We start from the raw sequence: 15,564 nt of genomic DNA, 5'->3' as shown, positions 1-15,564 counted from the left end.
ATTCATCTGAATAAGTTTGAAATTTATCCCCTTTTTTAACCATAATAAAATCCCCTCCAAGTAAAAGTGTAACATCCATGTTTATTCATGGTCTTTTTACACTGTCTACCTTAAGGGGATAATATCAAAACGAGTGTCTTTTTTCATTTCAAACCTATAGTGTAAACTGGATTCCTTGATCATTCACATCTTTATCACACACATCTGTAGCACTAATTCCATTAAAGGCTCTCACAGAAAATCCTGTATTAGACGATCCAGAACCGTTATATGATCTGTCTCCTTCTTTCGGACTTACATTGTATTTATCCCCTAGATTAATTGTTCCATTGCAATTTTGTATGATTACACCATCAATAACAGCAGGCATCGTATCACTCACTTTCCTTATGTTATTTTCAGTTTATGAAGAGAGCCTAAAAAAATGGCATGTTTACAACAAAAAAGACACGAAGAAGTTCTTTTCCTAACTTAAACTATTCTACTTTTAATATATCGTTTTAAATACATGTTGCCATATCTGTCTATATAGTTTATCAAGAAATTTCTAAATCTTTATTTTTTAATCACTCTCTTTAAAATAATGTAATATAGGGAGTGCAATAAAAATTTTAAATCTACAAAAAATCGAGGTGTATCATATTTATGATTTTTGGAATTATTCCTCTTATCTTATTCATTATTTTTCTTTATTTCTACTTAAAAGATCCTAGAAGAATCATAAATGGCTTTTTATTTAATGCATTTTTCTGTTCGTTTCTTCTTTTTTGTCTAATTGCATCTTACCAATCAAAATATGAAAACTTGCATTTAATCATCGCTATCCCTGTGCTGGCCCTTATAATGATGCTACCGTTTGGTATAGTTGCTTTAATGGTCGGATTGTTTCTCAATGCAAAAACCCTTATGAGAAAAGAAGGTCGACGCTTTTCTAATTGCTTAACTTTACTAGCGGCTATCGGCATTTTACTATTTTTACTACTTCCAATTATTAATCCAACGAGCCTGTTCTCATCTCATTTGCAACCTATTTTCTCTGGGATAGCACTTATCGCTGTATATTTCTTTGTACACTTATCAAATTTCTTAACTGCTTATTTCCTTTATCAATTCAACAGACCAAGACGTAATCAGGACTTTATTATTGTGCTTGGCAGTGGATTAATTAATGATAAAGTGCCACCACTTTTAGCAAGCAGAATTAATAAAGCAATTGATTTTTACTGGAAACAAGCTGCTGTTACGACTCCACCTACAATCATTTTCTCTGGTGGACAAGGACCCGATGAGAATCTTCCTGAAGCGGAAGCGATGCAAAAATATGCAATTGAAAAGGGAATTCCTATCGAGCATACAGTGCAAGAAAATCGTTCCATAAATACGTACCAAAACATGCTTTTCTCGAAACAAATTATGGATTCATTAAAAGATAAGTACAAGAGCATCTTTACAACGAACAATTTCCACCTGTTCCGCGCGGGCTTATATGCAAAGCAAGCAGGCTTAAATAGCCAAGGCATTGGCTCAAAAACTGCTTTCTATTACTGGCCAAATGCGATGATTCGAGAATATATTGCCATCGTTATGATGGGGCGTAAACGTCATATGAAGGTAGTAGGAGTTATTTTAGGATTCGTTACTTTCTTATCAGTGATTAGCTTTATATTTAGTTAATGCAAATAAAAAACATCTAATGACAAATTAGATGTTTTTTGCTGTGGAGAAGACCTTCTCTACAGCCTAGAAAAGCTTCTCTTTCGTAAGGATACTTTTTTATTTATGCTTTTTAACTATGCTGAAGCACAATTTCTTTTATTTTCTTAACTCTCTCTAACGTAATTCCTTTCCTCTGTTCAACTGCCAAAGGATGATCTGTCGGTTCTAATTCGATAAAAGGCCTAACTCCAACGGCTCTTGTATGAACGTTCGTCTTCAAGTTTAATGTTTCTGGATAACCTGGAAGTGACGTAGAAAGCCAACCAAAATAAGGCTCTTCTTTCTCTCTTCCTTCCGTTTCCCATAACTCCATTGTTCTATCAAAATTCGCTTCACTTAAAGACACCCAAACATCCCACATGAATGTTTTGTTATTATCTAACACCGGTATTTCAATACAACCTCGAATGAAATAATGTTCTCCATCCATAATACAAAGATCATCATTTAATTCAAAACGCCTTTTTCTACCAACTTCAGAAATAGAATAATAGTGAAACGGTGCATCACTTCCATAGCACATTGGTAATTCTGATTGCAAATGATTACATGTGAGTTTTTGCTGAGGCATCTCTTTTCCATTATTTCTTCCATATGTTCTTCTTCTGCGCATTCTTGTTCATCTCCTTATGTACTTTTTGTTCCTATACACTTCCTACGAAGAAATCGATAATTGATTACATGCAAGAAAAGCATCAATGATAGGTGACCTTTCTTTAAACGCTAAATGAATATGGCGATATTGCTTTTGTTTTAACCTTTTCATTCCAATATCTTTATGTGACTTAAAAAATAACTCAGGCCCCATTGTAATCCCAATATTTTGCGAGACCATGTTCACAATCGTTTCGCAATTTAATACTTCTAATATAATATTTGGACGTATTTGATAATCAGCTAAATTTTGTATCACTAATGGCTGATACGGACCTTTTGGCATAATAAAATCCATTCCATCAATTTGCTGAACATCCACTACTTTTTGATTCATCAACAAATGATTTTTCGGTAGCCCTAATACAATTTCATCTTTGCTAACCGGGATTGATTTTATTTGTTTCTTTGTATTTGATTCTAATACAAATCCGATATCCACTGTACCATTCTCAATCCATTCCGCTACTTCTCCATATGTGCCTTCAAATAATAAAACTTTAACACCTGAATAACTCTTTTTAAGCTGCAATAACATAGAGGGTAATATTTGTGATGCTGCACTTGTAAACGCCCCAATTTTGAGCGTACCTTCTAACCTCTTATTTTGTATAGATACTTCTTGTTTAATCGCCGCTTCGCTCTTCAAGATATTTCGAATATGTGGAAAAAGACGATTTGCAAACTCAGTCATTCTAATCTCAGATTGCTTATTCCGGTGCAACAAAGGATATCCTAATTCTTTTTCTAAACTAGCAATCGCATGACTAACAGCCGATTGCGTCATATTCAATTGTTCTGCCGCTCTAGTAAAATTACCTAACTCTACTACCTTTTGAAAAATTTCATATCTAGCTATCGTCATGAATTTTACTCATACCTTTCATGTAAAATATGAATTTCACTAATTTCATTATACTCGTTACGATGAAATTAGAACAAATCATCAAAAGGAGGACTCACATTGAATAAAATTTTTTTATTAACATTTGGGATGTTTGCACTAGGAGTAGATGCTTATATAATGGCAGGAATCTTGCCTCAAATCGCCAATGATTTTCATGTTTCAATTGGGACTGCTGGACAAACGGTAAGCATCTTCACAATTTGTTATGCTATTGCGGCGCCTTTATTTGCTACATGTATGAGAAAGACAAACACAAAACATACATTATTAGCAGCTTTATTCCTTTTCACATTCTCTAACTTCCTGACCGCCGTAACTCATCATTTTATGATTCTATTAATCTCTAGAGGCCTAGCCGGCATAGGTGCTGGACTATACTCACCATTGGCGTCATCAGCTGCTGTTACATTAGTTTCTGAGAGACGAAGAGGAAGAGCACTAAGCACGGTTTTACTTGGAATGAGCGCTGGCACTGTAATTGGCGTTCCGCTTGGTATATATATTGCTTCCATTTATGAATGGCGCATAGCGATGTGGTTTATCGTTACCATTGGTACGATTGGGATATTTGCTCTCTTTGCTAAATTCCCTACGATAGAATCTAGACCTTTGCCAACACTAAAAGAGCGACTAAGTATGTTCAAAAATAAAAAAATTTCTCTTGTCATGCTTATTACAATGATCTTAAGCTTTTGTAGTTTAGGTTTATACACATACTTACATACCATCATTACTGCATATGGATTTCAAAAATCTATCGTGTTTATTTGGATGTGGGGAATTGGTGGAATTGCCGGAAGTTTGATTATCGGATTTATTATGGATTTCTATAAGAAACCAAAAATCATATTACTGTACTTAATGGGAATCATGTTTTTCTCATTTATATGTATGGGGGTTTTTCGCGAAACAGCATTATTGTTAGCTATCTGTTTAATTCTTTGGGGAAGTACAGGATGGGCGGCACTCGCTACTCAGCAAAAAACACTCTTAGAAATCAGCCCAGATCATGCTACCATTTCAATTGCTTTGCTTAGCTCTATTAATTACTTCTCTGGTTCTATGGGGACAATGACAAGTGGAATGCTGCTAGAAAAAGGAATAGAGCCTGTTACTTTACCTTATATCATAGGTGGTATATTAGTTTTGGCTATAGGAGGGCAAATTCTTTTTATAGGTAACAAAATTATAAAAGTACGTGAACTTCACTAAATTATGACTCAAAAACGAAAGTCCCTATCTTCTACGATAAGGACTTTTCTCTTACGCCCTTCCCCATTTCCCACCACACTTTACCCATTCCACATACTTGTGAAATATAGGTACTCGCTCTTGAAATTGAAAGGGAATATATAAGAATAGAAGATAGAGTGGTATATATATAATTACCAGCACTAAAAATCCTATTTCAACATTTGAAGCTACTGTTGTACTTGTAAACAAGCTAATAAACAAAACGAGGAATAACAGCAAACTAAATCTTTTATAAATAGTCATTGGAAGATCCCCCTTTATATCTTAATTGTACCATCAGATAGTTAAATATCCCCATATAAAAAAGACCAAAAAGTTAATAACACAATTCTTGGTCTTTTCTCCCTATCTTCTCTTCGTAATTTTCCCAGATCCACCAACCCGTGTTTTAGGGGGAGACGTATTCCTAGGCGGGCTTTTAATGGATGATTTCGGTTTGACATCAGATCCGCTAGACCCGCTTGGTGATTTTGTGATTTTCCCTTTTTTCTCTGTAGATGGCGGAACCGTCTTCGTTCCTTTTTCTGTAATGCTTCCTTTGTCTCCTACAGATGGTTTCGGCTCAATCTTATCGCTTCGTTTAATAATAGAGCCTTTCCCTTGTTTCGTAATAGGTGGTGGTGTTTTCTTCTCTTCTTTTGTAGGCGGCCTGTCTGGAGTAACCGGTTTATGATTTTTTCGATCTGTATATCCACGGTAATCACCATGATACGATTTACGAGAATCAAATATATCACTTAATATACTCGCCATAATATAGCTTTGTAAAAACGATGGTTGATAATTTTGGCGAACATATTCTTTATTACTAATTTCAACTAATGTATCAGACGGTTTTTCTTTATCCTTCTGAAGATTATATAACTTATCAGAATAGACAAGGAACATCTGATTTTCATCATCTTTAGATACTTGCTTCGGCTCTTTCTCATCAATCAGTTCCTTTGCAACCTGAGGAACTGACCGATTAGCGGCCCTATACACATACGATTCTTGCTTACCATCTTTTGCGACGGATTCTAGTGGATAACGATCTTGAATCGATTTTTCACTTTGACACCCCGATAAGGCATAACCAGCAATTACAAGTAATGTAACGATGGCAAGTATAGGGATTACGAACGATTTAATCATGGTAAACAATCGGTTTGACATGATTACGCCCCCTTACGTTGCCCTTATAATTTGTACATCAGCAGGAAGAATCGATTCTCCCTCATACATCATTGTACGACCATCTTGCCATTCGATGCGTAGAAGCTTCCGGTTATCAGATTGAAACTCCCACACGTGTTGTTCATCCGATGCTGCAAACGGCGTTTTCCCCATTACAACAACGCGTCCATTGTATTGTTCTTCCATGTGGTAATCTATATCATCCATTTCAATCGTTGTTGGAATCTCATCTATGGAATCTAACCGACCATCAATTGGTGTATACAACTTATAATACGTACTTTCACGATTTTCAATTTTTAAATAGCGAATTGTTTTCCCGTCCTGTAATGTTAAGACGATTTCATTACGAGAATGCATGCTTGTTTTTCCGATCAATTCATACATCACTAATGAAACTTCAATCATATCGCCAGGTGCTAACGTGAGTAACGATTTCTCTGGTTTCACAGGCTCTGGACTTTTCATTATATTTTTAATACGTTTAAATAAACTCATGATTTTCCCCTCCTTTTCTCGTTATAGACAAGCTGCTAAAATGAGGGCTCCAACAATATGTAACGAACCAGCTAATAAAGCATGTGCGACATGCCCTTGCTTCGTTCCCTCTTCTAAATCTAAACCAACTACTTTTTTCAAAATGAATTCAATAAACATTTCTACAACTAATAAAATAACGAATGAAACTGCCGATGCAAGAAGCGCCTGCCATAAATCATTTGCTTTCGTAATTGATTGTGACAAAATATATCCTTGCGCAAATAACTTCATAATAAAGCGTGTTGTAACTGCCATATTTCCTTGTTTTATTTCTGCTAAATCATTGTATTTTGTAAAAATAGAATCAACCCACATAAGCGCAAATAAAAGAACAGCACTTGCTCCTGTCCATACGAGCATGGCTAACACATTCATCCATGTCATACAAAAGCCTCCTTTTAGAAAAATAATAAGAAAACCGACATGATTGCTTTCCATGACATGCCGGTTTCTTTATCTACTATATATCTGTTTTGATTCCCCGCATCTAAACCACGGCCTTGAAAACAAAAACAGACTTCCTCTCTTTTCCTATTTCTGTTCTCACACCGCATGGGATCCAAAAAGGCTCTGACCGCTCCTACGCATGGGCGGACGCTCTCTCCCGCCCCAAAAAAGAAAGTGTTTTCAGGTCTCGCATTTATATATTATTATTTCTCATACTGCTTCATAATACGTGCCAATTCATCATCCACAGCTGAATTTTTATTTAAAGCCGCAAATTCCTCATCTAACGACTTTTCTTTTTTGTAAATTTCACCGCTCGCCTCTGCTTCAGCTTCTAATTGAAGAGCTTTTTCTTCCATACGGCTCAGGCCTGCTTTTGCAGTATTGGCATCGAATCCAGACATTGCTTGATTAATGTTCTTTTGCGCTTTCGCAGCATTTACACGTGCTACAAGTGTTTCACGTTTATTTTTTAGTTCTGTTAATTGTTTACGCATTTCTTCTAACTTCGCACGTAAGTTATCAGCAGCTGCTTTATTTTGTTCGTAGCTCGCTTTATATTCATTCATCTTTTGCTCTGCCTTTTGCTTTTCTTCTAAAGCACGGCGCGCAAGATCAAGGTTATTTGCTTGAACAGCCATATGTGCTTGTTCTTCACGTTTTTTCACAAGTGCTTCTTGCTCTTCAAATAATAATTTAAACTTTTTCTCAAGCGCGATTTGAGCTGCTACACTCTTCTCAGCTTCTTGTACATCTTGTTGCATATCGCGTAAATATTGATCCGTCATCTTAACTGGATCTTCAGCTTTCTCAATTAATGCATACACATTTGACATTGTTACGTCTCTTAATCGTTTAAAAACAGACATTTCAATTCCTCCTATGGATTACCTTATATTTCAAATTTACTTTCCGTAAAAACTTTCCTTTACAGTAAGAATATTCATTTTCAAAGCCTACGTGTACATTATATCAAAACTAAGATGTCCTTACATGTTATTTACCAAATATACACGCTATAATCTGACATTGTTATTGCAATATGTACCCAACACCATAACTTTCATCTATATATTCTCTCCTTTCCATCATATTTTCAGCTCTTTTCAATACATTACACAATTGTAATGTTACTGTAAGCTAACTCGATAGTTAGAAAAACGTTATTCTTATAAAATGAAATCAGAAGCAAGATGAAACAAAAAAACAATTTTGCTTCTCTAAATTTAAAAACAATACATTTGTATTTACTATAACGTATAGAAAAAGGAGACAAGAAAATGAAAAAATTAGTAGGAATCGGGTTAGCAGCAGCAATTTCATTCGGAGCATTATCGGGTTGTTCACTACTTGGAGAGAAAGCAAATGGCTTAGTATTATACGGAACGGAACAACAAGTCGAGCAAATAGCAGATAAGAACAAAGCAGATGTAAAAGAAAAAAATGTATATAAAATGAAGCTTGCAACATTAGAAGATAAGAAAGTACTTGTAATGGACAAAAAGACTGGTGAAGAACTAGTGAAAAAAGAACTTATCAAGAAAGTAGAAAAAGAAGATACAAAAGCAATCGATAAACTGCCAGCAGTAACAGCGGATCAAGGTGTATTATTTGCGAAAGAAAAAGTAGAGAATGCGACAATTGATGGAGCGAAATTAAAATATGAAGGTAACACAATCATCGGTGATGGTCGCAGCTATGCAGATATGTTTGCCATCGTAGATGATGCTGCATATGGTAACGTGAAGGGCGAAGAAAAATCTGTAGGTGTACTGAAATTCGATAAGGACCCTAGCAAAGAATTACCTGGCAATAAAGAAGTAGAAGCATCACAACTTGTTAAAATTAAAAAGTAATAAATAGAAAAAAGCTTTGCGAAATTCGCAAAGCTTTTTTCTATTTATTCACGACTTGCTCCATATCGGGGCTACAACTCTTTGACTGACATGATTTATTTAAGGAACATGCTGCACATTTCCCTTTTTTACTTCTCTTCACAAAATTGAATAATGTATATCCTGCATACCCAAAAATGACAGCTCCAATAACAATATTGACTATCATTATGATACATCTCCTTCTAGAATCCGAGTAAGGATCCGACTTGGTATATAATGAGCGTTAATACATAAGCAACAATAAGTGGATAAACAACAGAAAAAATTGTCCATTTTATAGAGCCTGTTTCACGGCGAATCACAGCTACTGTTGCTAAACATGGAACGTATAATAAAATGAAAAACATAAACGCATATGCTGATAACGCAGTATAGTGCGCCCCCATTACATTTCCTAACACATCTTCTTTTACCGTATAAATAATTGCCATTGTAGAAACAACAACTTCTTTTGCTAAAAATCCTGTTAAAAGCGATGCTGCCGCTTGCCATGTTCCAAAACCGAGCGGTGCTAAAATTGGTGCCACGAACCCACCAATCATCGCTAAGAAACTATCTCCCATATCTACGCCAAACCCAGATGGACCAGCATAGTTGAGTAACCAAATGACAACAGATCCACCAAAAATAAATGTACCAGCTTTACGAACAAATCCTTTTCCTTTTTCCCACGTACTCAGCCATAATGTTTTTGCTTGTGGCATACGATAAGGCGGAAGTTCAATAACAAAAATAGACTTTTCTTCTTTTAAAACCGTCATAGACATTACCTTTGTAACTAATAGCGCAAGTACAATACCTGCAATGTATAAAGAGAACACGACAGTCGCTTGGCTATTCGGAAAAAAGACTCCCGCAAATAATGCATACACAGGTAACCGTGCTGAACAAGACATAAATGGTGTTACTAAAACTGTAAGCAGCCTCTCTTTTTCTTGTTCAATTGTTCTTGCTGCCATAATGCCTGGTACATTACAACCAAAACCGATAATCATTGGAATAAACGCCTTCCCGTTTAAACCGAAGAATTCCATAATCCGGTCCATCACAACTGCAATTCGTGCCATATAACCTGAGTCTTCTAATAATGAAATAAAGAAGAACAAGGCAAAAATTTGTGGAACGAATACTAATACAGCACCAACACCGGCAATAATACCTTCTGTAATAAGCGCCTGAATAAACTCAGAAGCTCCAATACTTACAAGTCCTGCTGTAACCCAATCTGTAAATTGTCCACCAAGAAATTCATCAAGCATATCCGACAAAGGCGTCCCAATCCACGTAAACGTAACCTGAAAAATAAAAAACATAACTGCTAAAAAGATGGGAAGTCCTAAAATCTTATGTGTAATTAACTGATCGATTTTTTCTGAAAAAGGAATCTTACCTTCTTTTTCATGCTGAATGACATTTGTTTTTAACTTTTCAATATACGCTGTACGTGTCCTATAAATATGCTGTTCTAACGTCCCTTCAAGTTCTGCTTCTAAATGAGAGCGAATTGCTACGAGTTCCTTATAAATCGGTAATCCATTTACTTCTCGTTCTACTACTTCGTTATTGCTTAAAAACTGAAGTGTAAGCCATCTTGGATGTTCATAATTTGCCTTAGTTAAAAGATCCATAAGCTCTGCAATTCCTGCATCTACTTGTTTACCATATGAAAGAATGAACGGCTTTTTCTCTTTCTTCTCACTCTCATGAAGAGCAGCAAGTAATTCTTCACAACCTTTCCCACTTCTCGCAACAACAGGAACGACCGTTACTCCTAATATTTCTGATAATCTTTTTACATCAATAACAATTCCGCGTTGCTTTGCAACATCGATCATATTTAACCCAATTGAAACTGGCTTACCAAATTCCAGTAGTTGCAACGTTAAATGCATATTACGCTCGAATTGAGAAGAGTCAACAATATTCAGCATATGTTGAAATTCTTCTGTTAATAGAAAGTTTGTAACGACACCTTCATCACGAGAGACAGGATTTAAATCATATACACCTGGTAAATCAATTAATGTCCCTTGCTTATTCTTTAACTTACCAACCTTTTTTTCTACCGTTACCCCGCTCCAGTTTCCTACATATTCATAAGAACCAGTTAACGCATTAAATAATGATGTTTTCCCTGTATTCGGATTCCCTAGCAATGCAACTGTATTCACGCTAATTCCACCTTTATCATTTTCGCGTCACAATGACGAATACTAATTAATTGTCCTCGGCATTCTAATGTACATGGGCCTTTGAACATCGCTTTTTGTTTTACACGAAGTTCACTTCCTTCAGAAAGACCAAAAGCAGCTAATCTCCGCTTTAACAACTTATCTAACGTCTGTAAATTTTTCACTAATACCTTTTCACCTATTTTAATATCAGCTAAACTCATAATTTCCCCCCTCAAAAAAGAGAATGATAATTATTTTCAGTGAAATTATACCACATTCTAAGAATCAAGTAATATAGCCTTTCCCTTCCTATTTGTTAACATTTTGGGACACTTATACTTAAATAATTTTTCTATATAAACTCATACTAGTTTGCTGGCATATAAGTCATGGCTATGCAAACAAACAGAGAACTCCACTCGTTTCCACTTGGCATGGGGCTAAAAAAGGATCCGACCGCTTCTATGCATGAGCGGATTCTCTCTTCCATCTAAAAAAATTCTTTTAATTCTCATCTATGTAAACACCCATTTGCCATTCTCATCCATTTCGATTACAATGAATCTAACAATCAAAGAATCTCGTTATCACAGGGGGAGCCTCGTTGCTGAGAGGGAATATAACGTTCCGACCCTTAGAACCTGTTAGTTAATGCTAACGTAGGAATTGTGCAAACGCCGAAATACATATACCTCATCATTTTCTATTTACGTATTTCATATCTCCCTATGATACATTATTCTTTTTTTGTGCAACTTGGATTTAGGGGGAATGACAACATGCGTAACACCAATTTACAAGCGATGATTGAATCTGCAATCCTTGCAGCCTTCGCCTTGATCATCGACATTTTACCACTATCAATTAAACTTCCAACAGGCGGTTCCGTTTCATTTGCAATGATTCCTATTTTTATTATCGCTTACCGCTGGGGATTTAAAACGGCTTTCTTAGGAGGCTTGATTTGGGGACTACTGCAAATTGTAGTCGGCGATGCATATATTTTAACGCCTGTGCAAGCATTCATTGAGTACTTCGTTGCCTTTGCTTTCGTCGGCTTTGCCGGTTTATTCTATCAACCTATTCAGCAATCAATGGCAAATAATCCAGGGAAGAAAACAATGGTCTATATTATTGTTGCTACTTTCATTGGTAGCTTTGCACGTTATTTCTTTCACTTTATTGCAGGCGTTATCTTCTTCGGAAAGTACGCACCACCAGGACAGTCCGCTTTCCTATATTCATTAATCGTGAACGGTAGTACAATGCTTGCTTCTTTCGCATTATGTACAGTGTTACTACTTCTTTTATTTACAACTTCACCACGCTTATTCCAAAGCGTTGGTGCATATAATATGAATTCAAAAAATAAGAGTGCCTAAATGGCGCTCTTATTTTTACTTTAGTGAGTTATATCTATAATAAACATGATAAATGCACATAAGAACATAAATACCATTACACTTAGTAAATTGCTATTCATGGCTAATCTACTCCTGACAAAACCTTATTTTCTAACCCAAATTATACGTGTAGAAAATAAAGATAAGGTAAAGATACTATGAAGATAAGTTAAAAAACAATAAAAAAGTGTAGAAGTTCCTATTCCTTTCTACACTTTTTTATCTAAATAGAAGAAAAATAGCACACCATCTTCCGTATTATTCACACCATACTCTACGCCATGAAGTTTTAAAATATTTTTTGAAATCGCAAGCCCGAGTCCTGTTCCACCTTTTGAACGTTGACGAGCCGTATCAATCCGATAAAAACGATCCCAAATTTTATCTAATTGTTCTTCTTCAATATGTGCACCTTTATTTTCAATACAAACCTTTATTCGATTTTGTTCATCTATTGTTGAAATAATAATATCCTCTTTTTCCGGCGTATAACGAATTGCATTCGTAATGAAGTTGACAATTACTTGCTCAATGCGATGTTGATTTGCGACAACTTGAGCTGGAGATATGTGTTTGTAAACATGAAATTGTTTCTTCTCTATTTCTAATGATAGCTGTCCACATATATGCTCAATGATCTCATCAATATGAAAAGTATCCATCTGCATTTTATACGTACCAGATTCGAATTTAGCTAACTCTAGCATATCCAAAATTAGCATGTCCATCTTATCCACTTCTTTTTCCATTGCCTGAAAGTAATACTCTTTCTTATGTTCAGCTACCCCATCTTTTAGAATCGAAATACAGCTTTTCATAATACTTAGCGGTGTTTTCAATTCATGTGAGACACCCGAAATAAATTCTTTTCTCGTATTTTCTAGCTTTCTTTCTTTTTCAATATCTTGTTCTAATTGTTCAATATGTGTGTGCAATGTATTAGATAATATATTAATGTTGTTAGATAAATCGCCAATCTCATCTTTTGAAGTAATTAGAATTCTTTCCGTGAAATCTAGATTGGCAATTTTCTTGGTTGTGTCATTTATTCGTAATAGCGGTTTGGCAATTTGTTTTGAGTAATAAAAAGATGCCAATAAGGTGAGTACTAATACAAATGCAATAATATATACATAATAATCCTTTACCATTTGTACCGCTTCATCCACAGGCTGCAAGGACGCCATGGCGAATATATATGTTAAAGAGCCATCCTTTTCTTTTATCGGTTTGATTAATAATTTATATTTTATATCATTTTTTTCATAGTCAATTGTTCGTAACGCTTTATTAATATCTTTATCTCCACTTAACAGTAAATCTTTTTGAAATTCTTTTATACTATCCAAAAATAAAGTGTTTTTATAAATCGGATTTGACTGTCCTTTTCCATCAGGGAGTTGAATATTTGTAACCATTCCCCTAAAACCGATACTAGGAGATTCAGCAGCACTTTTCTTTTCCCCTTTTAATTGCATATTCATTTCATTTATTTTCTTATCTAATATCTTGTTAGACCAACTTAGATTTCCTTTGTATAGATTAGCCGGAACAAATATAGACTCTCTACTTATTCCATAAACTGAAACTTGTACTCCGGAGAAGCTCGGTAATGTTTCATTTTCAATCTCTTCTATCCCGATAAGATTATACAAAGGAACTGTAATATTTGCTTTTCCAAACCCCTTCTGAGATAGCTGATCTAACTTTACTTCTAGCTTAAAGTCCTCTGCATGCTTTAAGTTTCCATACCGATCTAGTGTTGTAATCCACGTATTATTATCTCGATAAAAGTCTTGTTCCAGCTTTTGAATTGCTTCTATACTATCACTACTATTTAAATACCCTTTCTCAAAAGAGTCTATATTTGTTTGAATATCATTTACTTTTCTGTTGGCATAATATTGTTTAAAAAATATTGTTTGTCCAATAAAAATCGTTGCTAAAATTAGCATACATAAGGCCACTGTAAGGATAAATAATTTTAATACAATTCCTTTTCTCATACATTCCCCTCAAATTTATAGCCCATTCGAACAACAGTCGTAATATATTTTGCTTTATCCCCTAATTTATTTCGCAAATTACGAATATGGCTATTTACTGTGCGATCATCACCAGCAAATTCATATCCCCAAATCTTTGTAATTAATTGCTCTCTTGTCAGAACAATCCCCTGATTCTGCATGAAATACGTCAATATCTCAAACTCTGTATGTGTTAAATTAATATCTATCCCATCAATGGTCACAATACGCGATGGAAAGTGAACACAAATTCCATGAATAGATAATGTATCATTTTTATTCTCTGAAGACTTATTTATAGCCATTTTACTTTCCAGTAATCGCTTCGCCCTTGCCAATAAAATTGGAGGACTATATGGTTTTGTTACATAATCGTCTGCTCCGAGCTCAAACCCAAGTAACGTATCATCTTCATCTACACGTGCCGTGAGCATAATAATCGGCACTTGAGACGTTTTACGGATTCTTCGGCACACAGACCAACCATCTAATTCTGGTAACATAATATCAAGGATTACTAAATGAACTTCTTCTTCTTCAAACAAAGATAAAGCTTCTTTCCCATCTCTTGCTTCCAGTACTTTATAGTACTCATTTAAAAAATAATCTTTCAAAATTTCGCGTAAAATATCTTCATCTTCAACAATTAAAATTGTTTTTGTCATGTGCCCTTTCCCCTTTTCTTATTCTAAACAGTTTTAAAAAAAATACTGTAATTTCATTTTGGATTAGTAGCAATTAATTTTGCCTCAATAATATATCGATCTGGTGCATCACCGATATAATCGAATGGATAACAAGTCGTCAGCGTTAATGTTGGTTCTTCTTTTTTTACAATGACTGTGCGGTCATCCGCATGCGTAATCCACATTTTATGAATTTCATAAGTATAAATCTTATTATCGTATTCCACAATGAGGTTATCTTTTTCTTTCAGCTCTCCTAACTCTGTAAATACCGTATCACGATGCCCACTCAGTACAGTATGGCCGCCTTCTGATGGAGTCGTTGTACTATTACTTACAAACATACCAACTCCTTTTTTCAACGTGGCTTCATTCGCTCCCCAATGTATAGAAAACTTCTTCTTTATTTTTGGGATATTTAATACGGCTACTTCCTCGCCTTCTTTATATTGCATTTGAGAAGCGGGTATTTGAGAATTCACAGTTGTTTCCGTAGACCGCTCTTTTGATTCTATCTTCTCAAAACGCTTTATCTCTTCTGTCGTTAAATTTTGCGCAGAGCTTTTCCCTTTATACCATTCAAAAGAATAATAAGCCCCAATAAAAATACCAATTATCATGAAAGCAAATCCAATCCGATTTAGAAATGTCATTTTTCATCCCTCCATGCAAAAAATGGTAG

Annotated in this window: 18 protein-coding genes and 1 riboswitch; of the genes, 4 read left to right on the top strand and 14 right to left on the bottom strand. The window is 35.1% G+C overall.

Annotation, left to right across the window (positions count from 1 at the left end):
- Positions 1-154: 154 nt before the first annotated feature.
- The gene (locus AAIE21_RS24680) at positions 155-370 is read right to left on the bottom strand and encodes a spore germination protein (protein ID WP_343269181.1); all 216 of its coding nucleotides are present in this window, start codon (positions 368-370) and stop codon (positions 155-157) included.
- 275 nt (positions 371-645) lie between these two features.
- Here AAIE21_RS24680 and AAIE21_RS24675 point away from each other — a divergent pair, with 275 nt between their 5' ends.
- The gene (locus tag AAIE21_RS24675) at positions 646-1,674 is read left to right on the top strand and encodes a YdcF family protein (RefSeq protein WP_343269180.1); all 1,029 of its coding nucleotides are present in this window, start codon (positions 646-648) and stop codon (positions 1,672-1,674) included.
- A 112-nt stretch (positions 1,675-1,786) separates the two neighbouring features.
- Here AAIE21_RS24675 and AAIE21_RS24670 read toward each other — a convergent pair whose 3' ends face one another.
- Entirely contained in the window at positions 1,787-2,329 is a 543-nt protein-coding gene (locus tag AAIE21_RS24670; protein ID WP_343269179.1) for a DUF2199 domain-containing protein, read from the bottom strand.
- Positions 2,330-2,371: 42 nt separating this feature from the next.
- On the bottom strand, positions 2,372-3,235 hold the full coding sequence (locus tag AAIE21_RS24665; RefSeq protein WP_343269178.1) for a LysR family transcriptional regulator: 864 nt from the start codon (positions 3,233-3,235) through the stop codon (positions 2,372-2,374).
- 99 nt (positions 3,236-3,334) lie between these two features.
- Between AAIE21_RS24665 and AAIE21_RS24660 the strand changes: the two genes are divergently transcribed.
- Positions 3,335-4,489, top strand: a complete 1,155-nt coding sequence (locus AAIE21_RS24660) for an MFS transporter (protein WP_343269177.1) — start codon at positions 3,335-3,337, stop codon at positions 4,487-4,489.
- A 51-nt stretch (positions 4,490-4,540) separates the two neighbouring features.
- Here AAIE21_RS24660 and AAIE21_RS24655 read toward each other — a convergent pair whose 3' ends face one another.
- The 5 genes from AAIE21_RS24655 to AAIE21_RS24635 all read right to left on the bottom strand — a co-directional run bounded on the left by AAIE21_RS24655 (position 4,541) and on the right by AAIE21_RS24635 (position 7,563).
- On the bottom strand, positions 4,541-4,774 hold the full coding sequence (locus AAIE21_RS24655) for a hypothetical protein (RefSeq protein ID WP_343269176.1): 234 nt from the start codon (positions 4,772-4,774) through the stop codon (positions 4,541-4,543).
- A gap of 102 nt (positions 4,775-4,876) precedes the next feature.
- On the bottom strand, positions 4,877-5,686 hold the full coding sequence (locus tag AAIE21_RS24650) for a DUF4247 domain-containing protein (protein ID WP_343269175.1): 810 nt from the start codon (positions 5,684-5,686) through the stop codon (positions 4,877-4,879).
- Positions 5,687-5,698: 12 nt separating this feature from the next.
- Positions 5,699-6,205 carry a DUF4178 domain-containing protein gene (locus tag AAIE21_RS24645; protein WP_343269174.1) on the bottom strand — a complete coding sequence of 169 codons (507 nt, stop codon included), beginning with the start codon at positions 6,203-6,205 and terminating at the stop codon, positions 5,699-5,701.
- Positions 6,206-6,226: 21 nt separating this feature from the next.
- A complete protein-coding gene (locus AAIE21_RS24640) occupies positions 6,227-6,631 on the bottom strand; it encodes a DUF350 domain-containing protein (protein WP_343269173.1) in 405 nt (134 codons plus the stop codon).
- 266 nt (positions 6,632-6,897) lie between these two features.
- Positions 6,898-7,563 (bottom strand): PspA/IM30 family protein, encoded by a 666-nt coding sequence (locus tag AAIE21_RS24635; RefSeq protein WP_343269172.1) that lies wholly within the window; start codon positions 7,561-7,563, stop codon positions 6,898-6,900.
- A 411-nt stretch (positions 7,564-7,974) separates the two neighbouring features.
- Between AAIE21_RS24635 and AAIE21_RS24630 the strand changes: the two genes are divergently transcribed.
- Positions 7,975-8,550: a lipoprotein BA_5634 family protein gene (locus tag AAIE21_RS24630; protein ID WP_343269171.1), complete on the top strand. Its 576-nt coding sequence runs from the start codon at positions 7,975-7,977 to the stop codon at positions 8,548-8,550.
- A 40-nt stretch (positions 8,551-8,590) separates the two neighbouring features.
- On the opposite strand, the gene AAIE21_RS24625 is transcribed toward AAIE21_RS24630, so the two are convergent.
- Genes AAIE21_RS24625 through AAIE21_RS24615 form a run of 3 tightly spaced genes read right to left on the bottom strand, consistent with a single transcriptional unit; the run spans position 8,591 to position 10,987 of the window.
- Positions 8,591-8,758 carry a FeoB-associated Cys-rich membrane protein gene (locus AAIE21_RS24625; RefSeq protein ID WP_336450567.1) on the bottom strand — a complete coding sequence of 56 codons (168 nt, stop codon included), beginning with the start codon at positions 8,756-8,758 and terminating at the stop codon, positions 8,591-8,593.
- Between the two features lie 16 nt (positions 8,759-8,774).
- Positions 8,775-10,763 carry a ferrous iron transport protein B gene (gene feoB, locus AAIE21_RS24620; protein WP_343269170.1) on the bottom strand — a complete coding sequence of 663 codons (1,989 nt, stop codon included), beginning with the start codon at positions 10,761-10,763 and terminating at the stop codon, positions 8,775-8,777.
- On the bottom strand, positions 10,760-10,987 hold the full coding sequence (locus AAIE21_RS24615; RefSeq protein ID WP_343269169.1) for a FeoA family protein: 228 nt from the start codon (positions 10,985-10,987) through the stop codon (positions 10,760-10,762). The genes feoB and AAIE21_RS24615 overlap by 4 nt, the downstream gene beginning before the upstream one ends.
- Positions 10,988-11,348: 361 nt before the next feature.
- Positions 11,349-11,450, top strand: a riboswitch (TPP riboswitch).
- A 95-nt stretch (positions 11,451-11,545) separates the two neighbouring features.
- On the opposite strand from AAIE21_RS24615, the gene thiT reads away from it, so the two are divergent.
- Positions 11,546-12,148: an energy-coupled thiamine transporter ThiT gene (thiT, locus tag AAIE21_RS24610; RefSeq protein WP_343269168.1), complete on the top strand. Its 603-nt coding sequence runs from the start codon at positions 11,546-11,548 to the stop codon at positions 12,146-12,148.
- A gap of 230 nt (positions 12,149-12,378) precedes the next feature.
- Here thiT and AAIE21_RS24605 read toward each other — a convergent pair whose 3' ends face one another.
- From AAIE21_RS24605 to AAIE21_RS24595, 3 genes are read right to left on the bottom strand one after another with little or no spacing between them, the layout of a single operon-like run.
- Positions 12,379-14,175: a sensor histidine kinase gene (locus tag AAIE21_RS24605; protein WP_343269167.1), complete on the bottom strand. Its 1,797-nt coding sequence runs from the start codon at positions 14,173-14,175 to the stop codon at positions 12,379-12,381.
- Positions 14,172-14,861, bottom strand: a complete 690-nt coding sequence (locus AAIE21_RS24600; RefSeq protein WP_343269166.1) for a response regulator transcription factor — start codon at positions 14,859-14,861, stop codon at positions 14,172-14,174. The genes AAIE21_RS24605 and AAIE21_RS24600 overlap by 4 nt, the downstream gene beginning before the upstream one ends.
- Positions 14,862-14,914: 53 nt before the next feature.
- Positions 14,915-15,535 (bottom strand): class D sortase, encoded by a 621-nt coding sequence (locus AAIE21_RS24595; protein WP_343269165.1) that lies wholly within the window; start codon positions 15,533-15,535, stop codon positions 14,915-14,917.
- Positions 15,536-15,564 lie beyond the last annotated feature (29 nt).

Origin of the sequence: Paenibacillus sp. 102, from assembly GCF_039549175.1 — a bacterium.
Taxonomy (GTDB): Bacteria; Bacillota; Bacilli; order Bacillales; family Bacillaceae_G; genus Bacillus_A.
This window is presented reverse-complemented; position numbering and strand designations above follow the sequence as displayed.

Coding starts and splice junctions, on each gene's coding strand:
- AAIE21_RS24680 (WP_343269181.1), bottom strand. CDS start 370: ATGCCTGCTGTTATTGATGGTGTAATCATACAAAATTGCAATGGAACA.
- AAIE21_RS24675 (WP_343269180.1), top strand. CDS start 646: ATGATTTTTGGAATTATTCCTCTTATCTTATTCATTATTTTTCTTTAT.
- AAIE21_RS24670 (WP_343269179.1), bottom strand. CDS start 2,329: ATGCGCAGAAGAAGAACATATGGAAGAAATAATGGAAAAGAGATGCCT.
- AAIE21_RS24665 (WP_343269178.1), bottom strand. CDS start 3,235: ATGACGATAGCTAGATATGAAATTTTTCAAAAGGTAGTAGAGTTAGGT.
- AAIE21_RS24655 (WP_343269176.1), bottom strand. CDS start 4,774: ATGACTATTTATAAAAGATTTAGTTTGCTGTTATTCCTCGTTTTGTTT.
- AAIE21_RS24650 (WP_343269175.1), bottom strand. CDS start 5,686: ATGTCAAACCGATTGTTTACCATGATTAAATCGTTCGTAATCCCTATA.
- AAIE21_RS24645 (WP_343269174.1), bottom strand. CDS start 6,205: ATGAGTTTATTTAAACGTATTAAAAATATAATGAAAAGTCCAGAGCCT.
- AAIE21_RS24640 (WP_343269173.1), bottom strand. CDS start 6,631: ATGACATGGATGAATGTGTTAGCCATGCTCGTATGGACAGGAGCAAGT.
- AAIE21_RS24635 (WP_343269172.1), bottom strand. CDS start 7,563: ATGTCTGTTTTTAAACGATTAAGAGACGTAACAATGTCAAATGTGTAT.
- AAIE21_RS24630 (WP_343269171.1), top strand. CDS start 7,975: ATGAAAAAATTAGTAGGAATCGGGTTAGCAGCAGCAATTTCATTCGGA.
- AAIE21_RS24625 (WP_336450567.1), bottom strand. CDS start 8,758: ATGATAGTCAATATTGTTATTGGAGCTGTCATTTTTGGGTATGCAGGA.
- AAIE21_RS24615 (WP_343269169.1), bottom strand. CDS start 10,987: ATGAGTTTAGCTGATATTAAAATAGGTGAAAAGGTATTAGTGAAAAAT.
- thiT (WP_343269168.1), top strand. CDS start 11,546: ATGCGTAACACCAATTTACAAGCGATGATTGAATCTGCAATCCTTGCA.
- AAIE21_RS24605 (WP_343269167.1), bottom strand. CDS start 14,175: ATGAGAAAAGGAATTGTATTAAAATTATTTATCCTTACAGTGGCCTTA.
- AAIE21_RS24600 (WP_343269166.1), bottom strand. CDS start 14,861: ATGACAAAAACAATTTTAATTGTTGAAGATGAAGATATTTTACGCGAA.
- AAIE21_RS24595 (WP_343269165.1), bottom strand. CDS start 15,535: ATGACATTTCTAAATCGGATTGGATTTGCTTTCATGATAATTGGTATT.